This is a genomic window from Pseudophaeobacter flagellatus (assembly GCF_021228235.1).
Classification (GTDB): domain Bacteria; phylum Pseudomonadota; class Alphaproteobacteria; order Rhodobacterales; family Rhodobacteraceae; genus Pseudophaeobacter; species Pseudophaeobacter flagellatus.
On sequence record NZ_JAJQRG010000017.1, the window covers coordinates 1 to 19,711 of the forward strand.

The window sequence follows — 19,711 nt, forward strand, 5'->3', positions numbered from 1 at the left end:
TGACCGCAGCGACACATCCAGTCCGGCAAAATACTCCATCGTCTATCTCCCTTGCTCACAGATATCCTGCGATCCTAACGGGAGCTCGACCTCAAATCAGGGTCAGCCCAATTACGCATGCTTTGGGGAAATATTTCGCGAATGCGTGGCCACAGTCGAGCTTGACATAAGGCCGGCTTTAGATACACGATATCGCTATGAGATTTATTTTATCGCAGAGCGATATGGAGTGCCGATGACGAAACCCGATGTGCAAGACAGGATGTTCGTGGATGCGATCGATCGTGGCTTGAACGTGCTGCGCGCGTTTCGCGGGCATGAAAGCCTTAGCCTGACCGAGATCAGTCGCATTTCCGGCCTCACCATGGGGGCAGCACAACGCTATGTGCATACCTTCGAAGTGTTGGGATATCTGGTGAAGGATGAGGGCAAGCGCTTGAGGCTGGCGCCCGGCGCGCTTGAAATTGGCTCGATCTACCTGACATCAGACCCGCTGATCGAAAGGGCCAATCCCCATTTGGCCGCCCTGAACCACTCCAGCAAGGAAAGCGTGAACCTGTCCCGCCGGGTTGGTGATGACATGGTTTTCCTGGCCCGGTTCACCAGCCATGAATCGTCCTTCATTCATATGCCAATTGGTACGCGTATTCCGATGGCAGCCTCGGCAACCGGGCGCGCCTTTCTTGCCCGAATAGACCCCGCCGAAGCAGAAGAGATCGTGCATCGCACCGCTGGGCGTGCCTTTACTTCCCGCACCTTGACCGACCCGGGGGAGATCCTTGACCGCCTTGCCGAGACCCGGGAACGCGGGTTCTCCTCCTCCTCTGAGGAATTCTACCTTGGCGATCTGAACATCGCGGCGGCGGTCACCGGTGTCGATGGTCATCCGGTTGGCTGCATCAACATCTCTGGCCCAACAAGCCGTTGGTCGCTGCAAACCCTTGAGGACCGTTGGGCGCCCTCGCTGATCCATACCGCGCGGGCGATTTCATCGCTGGCGGTCTGATATCCAAATTCAAAAAAACAACCAACAGGAGACTACAATGAATAAATTCCAAAAACTTGTCAGCTTTACGGCCGCTGCCATCTTTATCGCGACTGCCCCATCCGCAGAATCCTATAAAGTCGGCTCCACCGCGACGGGTGTGCCGTTTACCTTCCTTGATGCCAAAAGCGGCCAGATCGAGGGCATGATGGTCGACCTGATCCATGCGGTCGGTGAGGAAGCAGGTTTTGAAGCGGATGTGAATGCCGTCGATTTCTCGTCGCTGATTCCGTCGTTGAATTCCGATCGCATCGACCTGATTTCCGCAGCGATGCTGATTACCCCCGCCCGTGAAGCGGTCATCAGCTTTTCAGACCCGGTAATGCCCTATGGTGAGGGGCTCATCGTGAACAAGGACTTCACCGGAACAATCGGCAGTGGTTTCAGTGGCCTTGAAGGAAAGGTCATCGGGGTGCAGCAAGGCACGGTCTACCTTGAAAACCTGCAGAAAATCGACGGTATCGGAGAGGTCCGCGCCTATGACTCGCTCGCCGACATCCTGTCGGAAGTGAACCGTGGCCGCATTGACGTTGGCGTCGGCGATAAGCCGATCGTATCCTATCAGATGTCCCAGGGCACCTACCAGAACATCAAGTTCGTGGAAGGCTATGAAAGCCAGTTCGAAGGCTCGATCGCGATTGGGGTCCGCAAGGACGACACCGAGCTTCTGGAGCGTGTCAACGCTGCTCTGCAGGTGCTGAAAGACAACGGAACCGTTGGCGAGATCGCAGTGAAATGGGGCCTGCAGTAAGGCCAGGTCTTCGGGAGAACGTTTCCATATGAATGATTTCATCGAAAAATCAGGTGACTACCTGCCAATCCTGTTGAATGGGGTTGGCATCACGGTGTCCCTCACCATCACAGCACTTGTCATCGCAACCCTCTTGGGACTGGTCTGGGCATTGATGCGCTACTCTGGAATTGGGCCGCTTGTCTTCATTTCCAAGACAGTGGTGAACACTGTGCGCGGGATTCCGATCCTGGTTCAACTATTCTACATATATTTCGTTCTCCCGGAATTCGGTATCGATCTGTCCGCTTTTCAAGCTGGCGCTTTCGGTTTGGGGCTCGCTTACTCCTGCTACATGGCAGAAAACTTCCGCGCCGGACTGGAAGCGATCGACAAGGGGCAGATCGAGGCGGCGCATTCCATCGGCATGGGCTGGCCACTGATGATGCGGCGGGTGATCCTGCCGCAGGCCGTGCGCACGGTGCTGCCCCCCTACGGCAACACCATGATCATGCTGCTGAAAGACACCTCTCAGGCCTCGGTCATCACGGTCGCCGAACTGACTATGAAGGGCAAGCTTCTGGCCGCCTCAACATTTGACAACATGACCGTCTATACGCTCGTCGCCGTGATGTATCTGGTTCTGAGCGTCCCGTTGCTCGTTCTTTCGGGCTATCTCGAACGGAGGTTCGGAAAGAAATGATCCGGCTTGAAAATATTCATAAACGTTTTGGTGAACTTGAAGTCCTCAAGGGTATCGATTGCGAAGTGCAACAGGGTGAGGTGGTCTGCCTGATTGGCGCCTCCGGCTCGGGAAAGTCCACGCTTTTGCGCTGCGTGAACGGTCTGGAAACCTACGAGGAAGGGCGTCTCACCATTGATGGCAATCTGGTGGATGCACGCTCGAAAGACATCCGGAGCCTGCGGACCTCAGTCACAATGGTGTTTCAGCGGTTCAACCTTTTCCCGCACCGCACGGCGCTGGAAAATGTGACCGAAGGACCAATCCACGTGAAGGGCATGGCCCGCAGCGAAGCCATCGAGATGGGGCATGAACTGCTTGCGCGAATGGGGCTAGATGCCAAGGCACATACCTATCCCGATTCCCTTTCCGGGGGACAGCAGCAGCGGGTTGCCATTGCGCGTGCCCTTGCCATGCAGCCACGGGCGATCCTGTTTGATGAGCCAACTTCCGCACTGGATCCCGAACTGGTCGGTGAGGTGCTTGAGGCGATGCGGGGCCTCGCGGACGAGGGGATGACCATGCTTGTGGTGACGCATGAGATGGGATTCGCCCGTGAAGTCAGCGACCGGGTTCTATTCATGGATCAGGGGCGCATCGTGGAAAATGGGTCAGCCGAACAGGTGCTGACCAATCCCCAACATGAACGGACACAGGATTTCCTGCGCCGTGTTCTGGAGCGATGACACCGATGGACATGACACCAATGTCAACGAGCCTTTGGGCTCATACTGCAACAGCCGCCCCCCAGACCTCGGCGCTGGATAGAAACGACGAGGTCGGCACGGTCGTTGTTGGCGGTGGCTTTGCCGGTCTCTCCACTGCACTGCACTTGGCAGAACTCGGCGAAAGCGTCCACGTTCTGGAAGCGGGAGAGATCGGTCAGGGCGCCTCTGGGCGAAATGGCGGTCAGGTGATCCCGGGGATTAAGTACGACCCTCAAAAACTGCGCAAGATGTTCGGCCCCGAGGCCGGTGCCCGTGCCGTGGCCGATTTTGGCAACACGGCAGCCAAGGTGTTCGAACTGATCGACCGCTACAAGATTGACTGCGACGACACGCGTGTCGGCTGGATACAACCTGCCCATACCAAGGCCGGGCTAAGCGAGGCCCATGAGCGTTGCCGCCAATGGGCCGAAGAAGGTGCCGATGTGGCCCCTCTGACCGGCGAGGAAGTGGTCGAGCGCCTTGGCGCTCAGGGCTACCATGGCGGCTGGATTGACCGTCGCGCAGGCAGTGTGCAGCCGCTGTCCTACGTCCGTGGATTGGCCGCAGCCATGCTGTCACAAGGGGGCGCGATTTCGACCGGAACCAAGGTCACACGTGTCGAGCCTGACGGCGCGGGCTGGCGCACCGTGACCGAAGGCGGTCACGTCCTGCGTTCGCGCAAGGTCGTGCTCTGCGGTAACGCCTATACGGGGGGGCTGATCCCAAGAATTGCGCGCAGCTATATTGCCGCCAACAGTTTCCAAGTTGCAACTGCGCCGTTGGCGCCAGGGCAGGCCGAAGAGGTGATGCCTGGTGGTATCGTTGCCTCGGACACGCGTCGGCTGCTGGCCTATTTTCGGCGCGACCGCGAAAATCGTATGCTGATGGGGGGGCGTGGAAGCTTCAAGAATCCTGTCTCGGATCAAGGCTTTGCCCATCTGGTGCGCATGCTGCACAAGACCTTTCCGCAGTTGGCAGGCCAGCCAATCGAGTTCCGGTGGGCGGGGCGTGTCGCAATTACACAAGACTTCCTGCCGCATTTTCACGAGCCGCAGCAGGGCCTGATTTCATTGGTCGGCTGCCAGGGGCGCGGGGTGGCCCTGCAAAGCCGCATGGGCGAATGGCTAGCTGATTACGTGGCCACCGGAGACCGCAACGCTTTGCCGCTGCCAGTCACGCCGGTTCGCACCATTCCGCTTCATGAACTGCGGGAACTATATGTGGCTGCGACTGTGGCTTATTATAAGCTAAGGGACCTGATCTGACTTTGGGCGGCAATCTGGCGGACGGGCTGCACACCCTTTCCGTCTAAGACCAGCGCAGAACTGTCGTCGTCCCGCACGATCTCAGCGCCGCCGCCCATTACGCCAACCTCATTATCCCCGCAAGGATGGCAGACTTGTCGCCTCCAATCCTGCGAAAGATTTCGCCGAGCAGTTCTTGCCGAAAGATGCCATCGATCTGCCTGAGCAAGGAAGGTTCGATTTATATCCCCGCCATCTACACTGGGTCCAGTACGAACCCAACGAGGCAGACAGAATATGTTCAGACGAACTACTGTCGAGGATGCGGCTAACTGAAAAGAACGGCATGGCAAATGCCGATATTGGCCCAATCATGCTTTGGGAGCAACGGGGGCTCTTGCCCGAGGATGCGGCCTGTGCTTCAGAGCCCGCGCCGATCACGAATTGCAGGAAGCTTTGGAAGAGGCATGACAGCTCCTGAGAACCTCTATATCCTGTCGCACCCACCACATCTTCGATAATCTTCCGATATTGAGGCACAAGGGGTATGGACTCAGATTGGACCCAAGCTGAAGTGTTATGAATGACTACTTTTAACAGGGGGATCGCTTGGACTGCCCCACGCCTCAGCTGATTTATGGCGACTTTGCAAAGGCCGCTTCCTGCACAGAGCTGCCGTTGCGAGCAGTCTGCCAGGGTAGCGCGGATCCATCTCGCTTGCGGACGACTGCTACCGGCCCATTTCGGACATTCATCGACACACAGTGATGCTGCGGCGCGGCCCGTCGAACCGGATGGGGTGGATGGCTCCTCCCCCCCCCCCGGCGTCGCAATGCGCCATAATGCAGTTGTCTATCACTGCTAGGAAAGGGGGGCATGGACGTCTGATCAGGCGAACCAAAGGCGGGATGAACACCAAGCTCCATGCCATCTGCGACAGCCAGGGGCGACCGCTCAACCTGTTCGTGACCGCCGGACAGGTGAGCGATTACATCGGCGAACGAGCATTGCTCAGCAGCCTGCCGAACGTCGATTGATTACTCGGGTATCGCGGTTATGATGCCGATTGTGTCCGAGAAGCGTTGAAAGACAAAGGGATACGGGCCTGTATCCCCGGTCGAAAGCAGCGAAAGACACTCCTGGCGGGGCGGAAAAGCCGTGCAGCAGTCGTAATTTTGCACCTTAAGCATTGATCTGCCCCCCGCCACCGTCGACAGATAGTATCAGTTCGCTGCGATCTGGCGCAACAAGGGTGTGATCCGGCGCACCGTCGCGCGGCGGTTTCGTTCTTCGGTTGTCTCCGTCTGCACCTTGAGAAATGACTCTCCATATCCCTGAACGATCAGGTTTTCTGGTGGGATGCGGAAAGACTCGGTTAGGGCCAATGCCACCGATTCCGCGCGCCGGTCCGACAGGGTTAGGTTGTAACTCTTACTTCCCACAGCGTCGGTATGACCTTCGATCAGGAAAACCTCACGCGGGTTTTCGAGCAGCAATTCCTCGATCAGGATGCCCAGTCTCACAAGGCTACGCGCCTGCGTCGCCGAGATCGCGGCAGAGCCGGTCGCGAAGGTCACCGTATCGAGATCAATCGCCGGAACAAGGCTGCGCACCTGCTCGATCTCGCGGATCTGGCGCAGGCTGTATGTCCGGCCCGCGTCAAAGGCCATTTCCTCACGCAACGCCGCACGCAAGGCCGCGAGATCGTTTTCCGCCACTGAGAGGCTGCGGGGAATCGGGCGCGTCGCCTGCAGTTGGCGCACATCGACTGCCGGCTCCGGTTGCAGATCGTCAAACAGTTCGTATTGCGTGCCATCGGGATAGATGGCTGCACGGCGCAGCACCCGTCCGTGCGAATCGCTGATCGTAATGACCTGCGATCCGTCAACCCGGTCAAGCGTGGTGCGCGAAGACCCGTCGGCAAAGGTTTCAGTGCGCATTACCGCACCGGGCTCACGCAGCAACGCATCATCATCCTTGTACACCGAAAGTCCTTGCGGGCCTTCGACGACAACACGGTCGCCCGTGTTCGCGACAACACGGTCGCCATTACGCAGGACGGATCCGACGACGACCGCCCCGAGACCCAGCAAGAGAGCCTTTTCGAAATTGCTCAACCCGCTGCGCCCGCTGTCCTCAGCAGCGCTCGCAGCCGCACCATCGATGGCGGTTGCAAAATCCTGGTCACTTGATCGAACCGACGCCGCGTCGAGCGTTTCTTCAACCACCTCCTGAGGTTCTGCGGCACTCTCCGGCGTTGCAGCCGCTTGCGTTTCATTCGCTTCGGGAATGGTCGGATCGATCAGAACGATGGTCTCAGGGTCCGCAGCGTCTTCCGCAGCTTGCGTCTCGGCCTCTGCCGCCGCAGCTTCTTCCGCCGCTTTTATCACTGCGAATTCTGCCCGTTCCACGGGGGTCGAGCCGACTTCCGGCTCTCCCTCGGGGCAGGGTGGTTCACTTTCGTCAAGGCACAGCAACCCGGCCTCCTGCGCCCATGCGGTGGAGACAAGCGTGGGGTGCGGCAGCAGCATGGACAGGGTGGCAACAAGCGCCGTCGTGGTCTTGAGTGGTGCGATAGACATCGGTTCTTCCTTTGTTTTCGCGGCTGACGCGACGATGGGCGACCTGCTGAAGGTCGAACAACCGGCCAGAACGCAGATGCGTTCGTGGTGATGAAATTTTTAGTACGTGAATGACAATCGGTAATGACAAACCCACTATACCCCTTACCTCACGACACGTTGTTATCCCAAAGCAGTGCCTGCTGCGATTGTTTGGACCCGCACAGCTTGCATCATCGCAATCGGGGACGACGAGCGTCGCTCAGAAATACTTCCGGCAATCCTCGGGCTGCAGATAGCCCCTCTGGAACAGATTGCCGTTGCGATCTTCAAAACTGTTGCGAAGGGTCGCGCCCATCTCGAACATCCCCCGACCCTCAAGGCAGATCGTCTCGGCACGGGATTCGATCAGGCCCTGCATATCACGGGCGGCAGCGCGGGCATCCGCGGCAGTCGTCACGTAGTTGTATTCCATGATCCGAATCCACACAGGTCATTCGAGGATCACGCAGCATTTTCTTGGTCCAAATAGCCGCTAGGCGGGACTAAGCCACGAATTTGAACAGCCCACGGGAACCTCTGTGCCAAGATCATGAAAGATGAAGCTTCTTGCGCTAGGCGTAACCTGACAAAAAGCGGCAAAGATCTACTTCGCTGAGATTTAGGGATTCGGCTGGAGTGATCTACATGAAGTGTCGGCACCGCACAAAAAACGCGTCTGCCCGGGCGTCAAATATGTGCCTGGGCCATGAGGAAATACCAGATTTCAGAAGTGTCAGCGAATGACTCGGACGATCTTGTTCGTCTCTGCATCAATGACCACCGTTTGTCCGTTGACGGCCACATAGCGTAGCTCGGGTTGTGGTAACTTATAGGTCGTCACTACTTCGGGCAATCCGGCGCCAACAACGACTTCACCTTCCAGATAGACCGTTTCCACCGGATTTTGGCTGATATAGGTAACGGTCGTTTCGCTGGGTTCAACAACAGCAACCCCTGCCCCTGCACCGAGTATGCCGCCGACGATAATCCCGCCGATCGGCCCACCAAGGGCGTAAGCTGCAAGAGCACCGATCGTTGCACCAGCGGCTGCGCCGGTGTTTTGGTCACTCTGCGTTTGCACAGTGTCTTCGTAAGTTACGGTATTAACGGTCACCGTGTCTGGGCGCGTTGAAAGTGCTACGGCGACATCTTCGACCCCGACGGCAAGATAGTCTGAATATGACCAACCGGCCAGATCATCGAATGCGACCTTGCACCAAGAAGCGGTATCAAGACAGCCATCAATAGCGACCTCGGTTCCGCCCGGGATGACGCCGATAACGTCAAAGAAAGGACTGGGGCCGGACCGGATATTCAGATCAGTGGCGGCAACGGCTTTTGCTGTCTGGGCAAGTGCGGGCGCAGCAATAGACATAGCTATCGCTGACACCATCCCAAGGGTGCGTACATTCATTTTAATGTCCTTAAGTTTCAGCGGCCCGGTCCCATATAGGGTCCGTCTAAGTCGCTTGCTTAGAGAGTTTTGTCTCCAGCGTCGGATTTTTTCCGCGTAGCTTTTAGTATCATATCTGAGGGCCGTGCAACTGATCTGCGTAAGTATGCAGGTGAGGTTTGTCGATTAAGATGAATTTATCTACCTTATGTTTGGTGGGTGATTTTATCAGTATATTTTTTGATGCGCACGAGAGTACCGGTCCCCAAACTCCCCTTAGCTCTCGTGCGTTTTCATATCTCGGACGGTCCCGCAAAAGAGGAACCCACGACAACCAGAAACTAATCTGACGATTAGAATCGGTAAGCGAACGTGGGACAAGACGTCTGCTGACCACAGAAGGTCGCGGCACTTGAGGCACTATCAACCCGCAGGCTTCCATGCCGATGAGGCACGGTTCCAGCTTCTCGAAAAACGCCAAAAGTTGTGGTCGTCGCAGCGCGCGATTGAACGCAACCGTCCCGTCTGATGTAATCCCATGCACCTGAAAGATGTTTTGGGCCAGATCAAGGCCTACCGTTGTAAATAGACATCTAAGCTATCCTATGCTGATGTCTCTTATGTCTGAATGCCTTCTTCCGGATTGATCTGTTCGTGCTGACCAAAGCCGGTGCGGCGCATACGCCCTGTGTGGCAAACGTCAGTGGTGGTCGCATTGATGCAGGTTAGTGCCCACCGTCGCGCGGCGTTCTATGCTTCTTTCAAGTGTTCCCCGCAGGCTGTTTTTTCTGGCTGGCTGTTGGCGACAGACACGCAAAGAGGCCCCATTTGACACCCAACATCACAGATCCGACACCGAACATGGACGCCACCCGCGTCGGGACCGGCGCAATGGTGGATGATTGCGGCTTACCTCTCGATGGTGTTGTGCATGCCGTCCGGGGCGCGGTTGTAGATGTGGTCTTTGCTGGTTCCGACCTGCCACCGATCAATTCTGCCCTGATCGTGAAATGGGACCGCCCGACCGTCCTCACTCTCGAGGTCCACAGCCACCTCGATCAAAAGACAGTCCGCGCGGTGGCGTTCCAATCCACCGCAGGCCTTGCCCGTGGCGTTTTGGTTCAGTCCAGCGGCGGGCCGGTTACCGTGCCCGTGGGCAAATCCGTCCTTGGGCGGCTTCTGGATGTGGTGGGCAATCCGCAGGATGACGGGCCTGCCCTGCCTGACGATACGCCGCGCCAGTCGATCCATGCCCTGCCACCGCTTCTGAAATCCCAGACTGGCGCCACCGACGTGTTCGAGACGGGGATCAAGGTGATCGACCTGCTGACGCCGATGGCTCAGGGCGGCAAGGCCGCGATGTTCGGCGGCGCAGGCGTGGGCAAAACCGTTCTGGTGATGGAATTGATCCGCGCCATGGTCGAGAAATATGAAGGTACCTCGGTCTTCGCGGGCGTTGGTGAGAGATCACGCGAGGGGCATGAGCTGCTGACCGAAATGCAGGACTCGGGCGTGCTGGAGCGCACCGTGCTGGTCTACGGCCAGATGAACGAGCCACCCGGAGCGCGCTGGCGGGCTCCGCTGACAGCCTTGACGATTTCGGAATACTTCCGCGACCAGAAACACAAGAACGTCCTTCTTCTGATGGACAACGTGTTCCGCTTCGTCCAGGCCGGGGCCGAGGTCTCGAGCTTGCTGGGCCGCCTGCCCTCGCGCGTGGGCTACCAGCCAACGCTGGCGACCGAGGTAGCTGGCCTGCAAGAGCGTATTGCCTCTGTGGCGGGCTCCGCCGTGACCGCCATTCAGGCGGTCTATGTGCCTGCCGATGATTTTACCGATCCCGCAGTGACCACGATTTCCGGGCACATGGATTGCGTCATCATGCTGTCCCGCGCCCAGGCCTCCGAGGGGTTTTATCCGGCGATTGACCCGCTGGGCTCGTCATCGATGCTGCTCGATCCGCTGGTTGTTGGCGACGCGCATTACCAGACTGCCGAGGCGGTCCGGCAGGCACTGGCAAGGTTCCGCGACTTGACTGACATCATTTCGCTGCTGGGAGTCGAGGAACTGGGCACCGCCGACCGATTGATCGTCAAACGCGCAAGGCGGTTGCAGCGGTTTCTGACCCAGCCGTTCATGGTGACCGAGGCCTTTACCGGTACGCCGGGCGCCAGCGTGCCCCTCACCGAGACCCTCTCGGGGTGCCGCGCCATTCTGGACGGCGAAGCCGACGCGTGGTCCGAAAGCTCGCTCTACATGGTCGGCACGCTGGATGACGCAAGAAAGAAAGAGGCCGCCGCAAATGCCTCGGAGGCCGCCGACGCCGGGGAAGCGGCATGAGATTGCGCATCGTGACCCCCCTGTCCATCGTTGTGGACCAAGATGCCGACAGCTTGCGGGCGCAGGACGCCAGCGGCAGCTTCGGCATTTGGCCCGGCCACGCCCCATTCCTGACCGCGCTTTCGGTTTCCATCCTCAGCTGGACCTCTGCCGGGGTCGAACGGTTCTGCGCCCTGCGCGGCGGGGTGCTGACCGTGACCGGCGGTAACACCGTCGCGATCGCCACCCGTGAGGCCGTGGCGGGCGACGATCTGGCCACGCTGGATACGGAGGTTCTGGCGCGCTTCCAGTCCGACGCCGACGAGGAACGGGTCGAACATGTCGAGACAATGCGCCTCCAGATGAACGCGGTCCGCCAGATGATTAGCCGACTGCGCCAGGGCGCGGATGCGGGGCAATTCCGATGACCAGCGCACCCCCGGACAAGGACAAGGACAAGACCGATCCTCTGGTCGAGGAAATCCGCAAGCATCGCAGCCGCCGCGCACAGTGGCTGCGCGAAGGCGACATGTCCGTCGGTCGACGTTTGGCGCAGATCGGCGTGCTGGGCTGGATCTTCGTGGTGCCGACCCTGGCAGGCCTGTTCTTCGGACGCTGGCTCGATGCGCGATTTGAGACAGGCATCTTCTGGAGCGCCCCGATGATGCTGCTCGGGCTTTGCATAGGCGGCTGGACCGCTTGGAAATGGATGAACGCACGATGACCGATCTCTCCGCTCTCCCGCTAATCGCCCTCCTTCCGGTCTGCTTTCTGGGTGGGCTATTCATCGGATATGGTTATTTTCGCGCACTCCGTGAGACTGCCAACCTGATCGTGGGCGGAGGCAAACCCCTTCGCGCTATCGTTCTGACCCTCGCGCGCATCTCGCTTCTGGCAACCGGGTTCTTCATCGCCGTGCTGGCAGGCGGCCTTGCCTTGTTGGCAGCCCTTGCGGGCGTTCTTTGCGCCCGGTGGATCATGCTGCGCAACCTACAGGTAATCCAACCATGAATTCGCCACTAGACTCCACCATCCTGTTCCAGATCGGGCCGGTTCCAATCACGCAAGCCATTGTCACGACATGGGCGATCATGGCCATCCTTGTGATCGGGGCTTTTGCCCTGACCCGCCGGCTTGAACTGCGGCCCTCGCGGCGGCAGGCCACGCTGGAACTGATGGTCACCACACTCGACACCCAGATTACCGAGACGACAGGCGCGGCGCCCACAGCCTATCGCGGGTTCATCGGCACGCTCTTTCTGTTCATCCTCGTGGCGAATTGGTCCTCGCTTGTGCCGGGCATCGACCCTCCAACCACAAAGCTTGAAACCGATGCCGCCCTCGCCGTTCTGGTGTTCCTGTCGGTGATCTGGTTCGGCATACGCGCGGGCGGTGTGGGCGGCTGGCTGAAATCCTTCGCCGCGCCCAATCCGGTGATGATCCCGCTGAACATCCTGCAAAGCCTGACGCGGGTCTTTTCCATGTTCGTCCGCCTGTTCGGCAACGTAATGAGCGGGGTCTTTGTCATCGGCATCGTCGCCTCGCTGGCGGGCCTGCTGGTACCGATCCCGCTGATGGCGCTCGATCTGCTGACCGGGCTGGTTCAGGCCTACATCTTCGCGGTGCTGGCGATGGTGTTCATTACCTCTGCGGTCGAGGACGGCACACCCAACTCCGCAAAAATTGATCTTACCCCAAAGAAAAAGGATACATGATGGACTACGCTGCCATTGCCAGCATTTTCTGCGCGGCCTTTGCCGTGGCCTTTGGCGCTATCGGCCCCGCCCTTGCCGAGGGTCGCGCGGTCGCCGCCGCGATGGAAGCCATCGCCCGTCAGCCCGATGCGGCAAACACGATCTCACGCACGCTGTTTGTTGGGCTTGCGATGATCGAGACGACAGCTATCTACTGTCTGGTGATCGCGCTCCTGCTGCTCTTCGCCAACCCGCTACTGGCATGAGCGCATGACCCTCGATTGGTGGGGACTGGGCCTTCAGGCCATCAACGTCCTGATCCTCGTCTGGCTGCTCAGCCGCGTGTTCTGGCGTCCGGTTGCCGCGGCCATCACCCGGCGGCAGGACGCGGCGCAGGTCATGCTGGAGGAAGGCAAGACAGCACAAGCGAAGGCCGATGCTGCGCTTGCAGAGGTCGCTGAGACCCGCGCCGGCCTCGCGGCCGAACGCGAGGCCATACTTGCCGAGGCCAAAGCGACAGCAGACACAGCTGGGAAGGCCGCGCTGAAGGATGCTCAAACCAAGGCAGATGCCCTGATCGCTGCCGCGCGCACCGCCATTGACCGCGACAGAAACACCGCGCGGAAAGAGAACGCAACGAGGGCCGCCGAATTGTCGGTCGAGATTGCAGCCCGGCTTCTGGGCCGGTTCAATACGCCTGCGGTTCAGGCGACCTTCCTTGCGCAACTTGTCGAGGCGATCGCGGAGATGTCTGCATCCGATCGCGCGGCGCTGATAGCCTCGGCAGATGGCACCGAGATCGTCACCGCGACAGACCCCGAAGACGCGGAAAGGGCCAAAATCGAAAAAGCGGTAAAGGATGCGTTGGGCGGCACGCCCAGTGTGCGTCTTGTCACCGATCCCGACCTGATCGCCGGACTGGAACTCCGCAGCGGGCATTTCGTGCTGCACAACAGCTGGCGGGCCGATCTGGAGAATATCCTGAAGGAGGTCGAGAATGCCGCCTGACGCGCCAGACTGGTTCACCTCAGCGCAAGGCGCCGTGCGTCGCGCGGCACTGGGTCCGAGACCCGAACACAGGGGCCGTGTCGAGGAGATCGGAGACGGTGTCGCAATGATCTCGGGCTTGCGCGACGTGCGGTTGGACGAGGTTCTGCGGTTCGAGGGCGGCCAATTCGGGTTCGCTCGGGTTCTGGACCCCGATCTGATTGGCTGCGTATTCATTGACGCCGCGACCAAGGTCGAGGCGGGAGATGCCGTCTTCGGCACCGGCGAAGTGGTGAGCGTGCCTGTCGGCGACGCGCTGCTTGGGCGCATCGTGGACCCACTTGGCCGCCCGCTGGACGGAAAGGGGGCAATTGAGGCCGAAGAGCGGTGGCCGATCGAGCGCCCGGCGCCGTCGATCATCGAACGCGATCTCGTGACCCAGCCGGTGCAAACCGGAATACTCGTGATGGACACGTTGTTCGCGCTTGGCCGGGGCCAGCGCGAGTTGATCGTCGGGGACCATTCCACCGGCAAGACGACGCTGGCCATCGACACGATGATCGCGCAGCGAGACAGCGACATGATCTGCGTCTATGTCGCCGTGGGGCAAAAGACATCCAGCGTGCGCCGCGCCATCGACGCGCTGCAGGCGCATGGGAATTTCGCGCGTTGCATCGTGATAGTCGCGGGCTCCGCATCCGCGCCGGGGCTGCAATGGATCGCGCCCTATGCGGGCGTCACGATGGCGGAATATTTCCGCGACCAAGGCGGTCACGCCCTCGTGGTGATCGACGATCTGTCCAAACACGCCGCCACCCACCGCGAAATCGCCCTTCTGACCCGGCAATCGCCGGGGCGCGAGGCCTATCCGGGGGATGTGTTCTACATCCACGCCCGCTTGTTAGAACGGGCGGCCAAGCTGTCCAAGGCGCGTGGCGGGGGGTCTTTGACGGCTCTGCCGATTGCGGAAACCGATGCTGGGAACCTGTCGGCCTATATCCCGACCAACCTGATCTCGATCACGGACGGACAGATCGTGCTGGATGCGGCTCTGTTCCATCAGGGGCAGAAACCGGCTGTGGACGTGGGGCTGAGCGTCAGCCGTGTGGGCGGCAAGACCCAGGCGCCTGTGCTGCGCGAGGCGGCTGGCACGTTGCGGCTCGACTATGCGCAGTTTCTGGAACTCGAGGTCTTCACCCGGTTCGGCGGCATGCCAGAAGGTCGCGTGCGCGATCAACTCAGACGCGGGAAAAGGATCCGCGCAATCCTGCGTCAGCCGCAGAATGCGCCGCTGCGCCTCGCCGATGAGGTGGCGCTGCTGCTCGCCGTGCAGGCGGGGCTGCTGGACCCCCTGCCGCTTGATGCGGTGACCGCCTTTCGGAATCAACTGCCGGAAAATCTGAACCGGGACGCCGGCGATGCCCTGCGTGCCATCTCCGAGACCGGGGAAATGGACGATGCGGCACGGGCCGCCCTGATGGCCGCGATGACCCGCCTTGCGACGCAGCTTGGCGATACGGAGCCGACGACATGACCGAACGGCTTGCCGATGTCAGCGCCCGGATCGACGGCATACGCCAGCTGGGGGCCGTGGTGAACGCGATGAAGGGCATCGCCGCCGCGCGCGCCAACACCGCCCGCACAGAGATAGAAGCCGTCGACAGCTATGCCGCAACCATTGCCGCCGCCATTTCCGATGCGCTTGGCCCCGCTAGTCCCGCGCCACCGGCCGCGCCATCCGACGGTCACGTCGACGGCGGCACCGGCCTTCTGGTGTTCTGCGCCGAACAGGGCTTTGCCGGGGCCTTCAGTGAACGCGTTCTGGACAGCATCGACGACGACCTGTCGACCACCAGCCTGTTTCTGATCGGCACCCGTGGTCAGTCGATCGCCGCCGCGCGTGGGCTCGATCCTGTGTGGTCTGCGCCAATGTCCTCGCACACGCCCGGCATCCCGAAACTGGCCGATCAGATTACCAAGGCGATCTACCGCGGCCTGGGCGAGGGTCGTTTTGAGCGTATGGATATGATCCATGCCGGATGGGCGTCCGGGCGACCTCAAGTCCTCCGGCAGGTTCTGTTGCCGGTCGATCTGTCGGCCCTGCCGCCGCCTGGAACGACACGTCCGCTGACCCAGCTACCCACCGACGCCCTGATCAACAGTCTCAGCGGGGACTATCTCCATGCCCTGGTGTGCAAGGCGGCGCTTCATGCTTTTGCCGCAGAGAACGAGGCTAGAATGGAGGCCATGTCCGCCGCAGGCAGCCAGATCACGCGCGAGCTGGGCGCATTCGAGGCGACTCTGCGCCAGGTACGACAGGAAGCGATCACAGCCGAAATCATCGAACTGGGGACCGGCACGGCGTCCGCGCGCGACGCAAGGTGAGCGCTACGGGGCTATCGTAGCCTCCTATTGATCTGCGTCAGCACAGGGGGGCGCGGTTTGCGTCATGTTGGTCGTTGACCAAGGTGTGGCACCCGCCCGCTTTGGTTCGGCCGGCGCCATGACATCGGCCAGTTCGGCTCATGCAAACGGCCCCAGCAAGGATCCCGCAATGGCATACGCCCTGACGCAACTTGGACAAGACCCGCAATTTGAGCCGTTTCTGCACGCACCCTTGGGTGAAGATCGACGCGGAAGCAGCGTCACCGTTCTATCGATGCTCGCCCGGCTCGGCGTCGATCCCTGGAGCGAAGCATCGGAGCTCTCCAGGTTGCCCGTAGAGGCGGCACGGCAAAGGTTGGTGGTGCTGATGACACGTTTCCATGACGTACCGACCCTTGTTTCGGATAGGAGCAGGATCGTCTCGGGTCTTCTTGCCCTGCTGCCAAGGCGGGCGACGACGGCAAGTTCACCCCAGGACGGCACTTCGGCCAAGCTGGCGCTGCCGCCGCAGGGATCCCCATTATACTGGATCATCGCGGCAGCCCTGTTCGTTGGCTGGGCCGCCATGCTCGCACCAGGCCAGTGAGATGCACCCCTGCGCGAAACAGCCATCACCCAGCACAACCGCCAATCTTGAAAGGAGCCTCAAATGACTGCAGATGACACCCTCTGGGATCTGGAAGAACGCTTCTGGACACAAGGCGCCAACAGTGCGCGTCACGCCACGGCAAAAGGCGCCGTTTTCGTCTTGCCCTTTCCTGCCGGTATTCTTCAAGGCAATGCGCTCTGGAGAGAAAAAGACGTCGCCCAGCGATGGCGTTCGGTCGAGATGAGCGAGCGTTACCTCTCACACCAGAACGACATTGCCGTATTGGCCTATCGTGTCTCTGCCGAACGGAGCGACGAACCGATCTATGAGGCGCTCTGCACCTCAACCTACCTGAACGACAACGGCAAGTGGCTGCGCCTTGCGCACCAGCAGACCCCGCTGAGTTGATCGCGAGATTTGTCCGGCGCGGGTTCGGCAAGGTTCGGCTATGCATCGGCGCGGTTCGCGTTCCGATCCACAAGCCTCTGTAATGCGCGCAACCTAACCTCGGTCAGTCCGCGATCTGCTATCCTGGATCAAGATGAGGGTGGCCGCCGGTTCTTTTCAAGAACCGGATAGGGAAAGGACCTCATCATGCCACCAACCAAAGCGACATCTACTGAACGCAGCCCCCGTTTTCACTTCCCTTCAGCCTACACCATTCTTTTCGCGCTGATCGTCATCATCGCCGGGCTGACGTGGGTGATCCCAGCAGGCCAATACGAGCGCGCTGCGTCCGAGGCGCTTGGCAAGGAAGTTCCGGTGGCGGGAACCTACGCGCCTACCGACGCCAATCCGCAAGGCTTTTTCGACGTGATCCTGGCTCCCATCGCAGGCTTCTACGATCCGGGCAGCTACTCTGCAAATGCCATCGACGTTGCGCTGTTCGTCCTGATGATCGGCGGTTTCATCGGTGTGGTGACGGCCACTGGAGCCATCGATGCGGGCATCAAGCGCGCAATGGCGCAGCTGAAGGGACGGGAAAAGTGGATGATCCCAATCCTCATGGCGCTCTTCGCAGCGGGCGGCTCGACCTATGGCATGGCCGAGGAAACGCTGGCCTTTTACGTCATTCTGACGCCGGTGATGATCGCGGCGGGCTATGACGCGCTGACAGCCGTGGCGGTGATCCTGCTGGGCGCCGGGGTTGGCGTGCTCGGCTCGACCGTGAACGCCTTTTCGACCGTGATCGCTTCGGACGCCGCCGGGGTGCCGTTCACCGACGGGCTGACGCTGCGGCTGGTCCTGCTTGCGCTCACCTTCGCTGCGGCCGTTGCTTACGTCATGCGCTATGCCGCACGAGTCAAGGCCGACCCCTCGCAGTCGCTGGTCTTTGACAGGAAGGCCGGGAACGAGGCACATTTCCGCGGCACGACTGAGGCTGCGGCGAGCGACTTTACGGGTTTGCACAAGATCGTGCTGCTGCTCTTTGGTGCGACCTTCGCGGTGATGATCTGGGGAGTCTCGCTGGGCGGCTGGTGGATGGCCGAAATGAGTGGGCTGTTCCTGTTCGCCGGTATCGCCATAGGGATCATAGGACGGTTAGGAGAGAAAGGGCTTGTCGACGCCTTCGTCGGCGGCGCGCGCGACCTTTTGGGCGTGGCGCTGATCATCGGGCTGGCGCGTGGCATTGTCGTGGTGATGGACGCGGGTCACATCACCGACACGATCCTGCATTGGGCCGAAAGCACCGTCGCGGGCCTGAATGAGGTCATTTTCATCAACGTGATGTACTGGATTCAGGTTGTCCTGTCGTTCTTCGTGCCCTCGACCTCCGGCCTTGCCGTCCTATCCATGCCGATCCTTGCCCCCGTCGGCGACTTTGCGGGGGTATCTCGCAGCCTCGTGGTGACAGCATTCCAGTCAGCAGAAGGCGTGGTCAATCTGGTTACCCCCACCTCTGCGGTGGTCATGGGTGGCCTCGCCATCGGGCGGGTGCCCTATGAACGCTGGTTGCGCTTCGTCTGGCCGGTGCTCCTGGGTCTCACGATCATTGTCATGGCTGCCCTCAGTCTTGGCGTTCTTCTGCAAGGAACACTGACATGAGCATCACCTACGGTGTCCATTCCGAGGCGGGCAAACTGCGCCGCGTCCTCGTTCACAAGCCCGGCGCCGCCATGGCGCGGCTGACGCCCGCCAACTGCGCCGAACTGCTGTTTGATGACGTGATCTGGGTCAAGCAGGCGCGGATCGAACACATGACCTTTGTCGATGCCATGCGCAATCGCGGGGTCGAGGTGGTGTTTCTGCGCCAGTTGCTGATGGAAACACTGAAAGACATGGAGGCCCGCAAATGGCTGCTGGAGGCACGGATCAGTGACAACACCGTCGGCGTCGGTCTGGCCGATGACCTCATGGCCCATCTGATGGAGGTCGACGCCGATCTGTTGTCGACCATCCTGATCGGCGGCATGAGCAGGGCCGAACTGCCGATCCCGGAAAAGGGTGTGCTGGCGCCCATGCTGGAACCTGCTGATTTCATCCTGCCGCCGCTGCCCAACCATATCTTCACCCGCGACACGACGGCTTGGATCTATGGCGGCGTTACACTCAACCCGATGCACTGGCCCGCGCGGCGGCTGGAGACGCTGAACCTCGCCGCCATCTATCGCTTTCATCCCGACTTCAAGGACGCGGGCTTTCCCGTCTGGTGGGGCGACCCGATGGCCGATCATGGCCCGGCGACGGTCGAAGGCGGAGATGTCATGCCCATCGGCAATGGATGCGTTCTGATCGGCATGGGGGAGCGCACGACACCACAGGCCGTCGGCCAGATTGCCCGTGGATTGTTTGCCGGTGGCGGTGCCACCCGTGTCATCGCCTGCCAGTTTCCCCGTGCGCGCGGGTCCATGCATCTCGATACCGTCTTTACCTTCTGCGACCGCGATCTGGTCACGGTCTTTGCCGAGGTAACCGATGCCATCCGTTGCTACAGCCTGCGCCCCGGCAAGGGCGAGGACGTCGTCGTGGAGGCCGAAACGAAACCGTTTCTGGCGGTCGTGGCCGCCGCCCTTGGCCTCAAGAAACTGCGCACCGTGCCCACGGGCGGCGATGCCTACGAATCCGCCCGTGAACAATGGGACGATGCCAACAACCTGCTGTGTCTCGAGCCCGGCGTTGTCGTCGGATACGAGCGAAACGTCTACTCCAACACCCTTCTGCGCAAGGCGGGTGTCGAAGTCATCACAATTCCCGGATCAGAGCTTGGGCGCGGGCGCGGTGGATCACACTGCATGACCTGCCCCCTGATCCGCGACCCCATTTAAGGAACAT

The 19,711-nt window shown here is 60.4% G+C and carries 21 protein-coding genes and 2 pseudogenes; 19 read left to right on the forward strand and 4 right to left on the reverse strand.

The window, feature by feature from the left end; genetic code table 11:
- Window positions 1–235: 235 nt before the first annotated feature.
- The 6 genes and pseudogenes from LRK71_RS19905 to LRK71_RS19930 all read left to right on the forward strand — a co-directional run.
- Window positions 236–1,006 (forward strand): IclR family transcriptional regulator, encoded by a 771-nt coding sequence (locus LRK71_RS19905; RefSeq protein WP_232405709.1) that lies wholly within the window; start codon window positions 236–238, stop codon window positions 1,004–1,006.
- Between the two features lie 37 nt (window positions 1,007–1,043).
- Window positions 1,044–1,796: an ABC transporter substrate-binding protein gene (locus LRK71_RS19910; RefSeq protein WP_232405710.1), complete on the forward strand. Its 753-nt coding sequence runs from the start codon at window positions 1,044–1,046 to the stop codon at window positions 1,794–1,796.
- A 28-nt stretch (window positions 1,797–1,824) separates the two neighbouring features.
- Window positions 1,825–2,478: an amino acid ABC transporter permease gene (locus LRK71_RS19915; protein WP_232405711.1), complete on the forward strand. Its 654-nt coding sequence runs from the start codon at window positions 1,825–1,827 to the stop codon at window positions 2,476–2,478.
- Window positions 2,475–3,203, forward strand: a complete 729-nt coding sequence (locus LRK71_RS19920; protein ID WP_232405712.1) for an amino acid ABC transporter ATP-binding protein — start codon at window positions 2,475–2,477, stop codon at window positions 3,201–3,203. Before LRK71_RS19915 ends, LRK71_RS19920 begins: the two co-directional genes overlap by 4 nt.
- A 20-nt stretch (window positions 3,204–3,223) precedes the next feature.
- Window positions 3,224–4,489: an NAD(P)/FAD-dependent oxidoreductase gene (locus LRK71_RS19925; protein WP_232405713.1), complete on the forward strand. Its 1,266-nt coding sequence runs from the start codon at window positions 3,224–3,226 to the stop codon at window positions 4,487–4,489.
- A gap of 830 nt (window positions 4,490–5,319) precedes the next feature.
- Window positions 5,320–5,628: pseudogene (locus LRK71_RS19930) on the forward strand (transposase); the annotation flags it as partial.
- A 63-nt stretch (window positions 5,629–5,691) separates the two neighbouring features.
- Here the strand turns inward: LRK71_RS19930 and LRK71_RS19935 are convergent.
- From LRK71_RS19935 to LRK71_RS19950, 4 genes and pseudogenes are all read right to left on the reverse strand, one after another.
- Window positions 5,692–7,050 carry an OmpA family protein gene (locus LRK71_RS19935; protein ID WP_232405714.1) on the reverse strand — a complete coding sequence of 453 codons (1,359 nt, stop codon included), beginning with the start codon at window positions 7,048–7,050 and terminating at the stop codon, window positions 5,692–5,694.
- A 241-nt stretch (window positions 7,051–7,291) separates the two neighbouring features.
- Complete coding sequence (locus LRK71_RS19940) at window positions 7,292–7,504, reverse strand: hypothetical protein (protein WP_232405715.1); 213 nt, start codon at window positions 7,502–7,504, stop codon at window positions 7,292–7,294.
- Window positions 7,505–7,804: 300 nt separating this feature from the next.
- Complete coding sequence (locus LRK71_RS19945; protein WP_232405716.1) at window positions 7,805–8,485, reverse strand: DUF1236 domain-containing protein; 681 nt, start codon at window positions 8,483–8,485, stop codon at window positions 7,805–7,807.
- A 409-nt stretch (window positions 8,486–8,894) separates the two neighbouring features.
- Window positions 8,895–9,029: pseudogene (locus tag LRK71_RS19950) on the reverse strand (IS110 family transposase); the annotation flags it as partial.
- A 326-nt stretch (window positions 9,030–9,355) separates the two neighbouring features.
- On the opposite strand from LRK71_RS19950, the gene atpD reads away from it, so the two are divergent.
- The 13 genes from atpD to LRK71_RS20015 all read left to right on the forward strand — a co-directional run bounded on the left by atpD (window position 9,356) and on the right by LRK71_RS20015 (window position 19,704).
- A complete protein-coding gene (gene atpD / locus LRK71_RS19955) occupies window positions 9,356–10,804 on the forward strand; it encodes a F0F1 ATP synthase subunit beta (protein WP_232405742.1) in 1,449 nt (482 codons plus the stop codon).
- Window positions 10,801–11,211: a F0F1 ATP synthase subunit epsilon gene (locus LRK71_RS19960; RefSeq protein WP_232405717.1), complete on the forward strand. Its 411-nt coding sequence runs from the start codon at window positions 10,801–10,803 to the stop codon at window positions 11,209–11,211. Before atpD ends, LRK71_RS19960 begins: the two co-directional genes overlap by 4 nt.
- Entirely contained in the window at window positions 11,208–11,507 is a 300-nt protein-coding gene (locus LRK71_RS19965) for an AtpZ/AtpI family protein (RefSeq protein WP_232405718.1), read from the forward strand. The genes LRK71_RS19960 and LRK71_RS19965 overlap by 4 nt, the downstream gene beginning before the upstream one ends.
- Window positions 11,489–11,794, forward strand: coding sequence for an N-ATPase subunit AtpR (locus LRK71_RS19970; RefSeq protein WP_232405719.1), 306 nt, complete (start codon window positions 11,489–11,491; stop codon window positions 11,792–11,794). The genes LRK71_RS19965 and LRK71_RS19970 overlap by 19 nt, the downstream gene beginning before the upstream one ends.
- Window positions 11,791–12,498 (forward strand): F0F1 ATP synthase subunit A, encoded by a 708-nt coding sequence (locus LRK71_RS19975; protein WP_232405720.1) that lies wholly within the window; start codon window positions 11,791–11,793, stop codon window positions 12,496–12,498. The genes LRK71_RS19970 and LRK71_RS19975 overlap by 4 nt, the downstream gene beginning before the upstream one ends.
- Window positions 12,495–12,743, forward strand: coding sequence for a F0F1 ATP synthase subunit C (locus tag LRK71_RS19980; protein WP_408636026.1), 249 nt, complete (start codon window positions 12,495–12,497; stop codon window positions 12,741–12,743). The genes LRK71_RS19975 and LRK71_RS19980 overlap by 4 nt, the downstream gene beginning before the upstream one ends.
- A gap of 4 nt (window positions 12,744–12,747) precedes the next feature.
- On the forward strand, window positions 12,748–13,485 hold the full coding sequence (locus tag LRK71_RS19985; RefSeq protein ID WP_232405721.1) for a F0F1 ATP synthase subunit delta: 738 nt from the start codon (window positions 12,748–12,750) through the stop codon (window positions 13,483–13,485).
- Window positions 13,475–14,998, forward strand: a complete 1,524-nt coding sequence (locus LRK71_RS19990) for a F0F1 ATP synthase subunit alpha (protein ID WP_232405722.1) — start codon at window positions 13,475–13,477, stop codon at window positions 14,996–14,998. The genes LRK71_RS19985 and LRK71_RS19990 overlap by 11 nt, the downstream gene beginning before the upstream one ends.
- Window positions 14,995–15,849: a F0F1 ATP synthase subunit gamma gene (locus tag LRK71_RS19995; protein ID WP_232405723.1), complete on the forward strand. Its 855-nt coding sequence runs from the start codon at window positions 14,995–14,997 to the stop codon at window positions 15,847–15,849. Before LRK71_RS19990 ends, LRK71_RS19995 begins: the two co-directional genes overlap by 4 nt.
- Before the next feature lie 169 nt (window positions 15,850–16,018).
- The gene (locus LRK71_RS20000; protein WP_232405724.1) at window positions 16,019–16,435 is read left to right on the forward strand and encodes a hypothetical protein; all 417 of its coding nucleotides are present in this window, start codon (window positions 16,019–16,021) and stop codon (window positions 16,433–16,435) included.
- A gap of 63 nt (window positions 16,436–16,498) precedes the next feature.
- Complete coding sequence (locus LRK71_RS20005; protein WP_232405725.1) at window positions 16,499–16,846, forward strand: hypothetical protein; 348 nt, start codon at window positions 16,499–16,501, stop codon at window positions 16,844–16,846.
- A gap of 186 nt (window positions 16,847–17,032) precedes the next feature.
- Window positions 17,033–18,484, forward strand: a complete 1,452-nt coding sequence (locus tag LRK71_RS20010; RefSeq protein WP_232405726.1) for a YfcC family protein — start codon at window positions 17,033–17,035, stop codon at window positions 18,482–18,484.
- Window positions 18,481–19,704, forward strand: a complete 1,224-nt coding sequence (locus LRK71_RS20015; protein ID WP_232405727.1) for an arginine deiminase — start codon at window positions 18,481–18,483, stop codon at window positions 19,702–19,704. The genes LRK71_RS20010 and LRK71_RS20015 overlap by 4 nt, the downstream gene beginning before the upstream one ends.
- The last annotated feature ends 7 nt before the right edge of the window (window positions 19,705–19,711 follow it).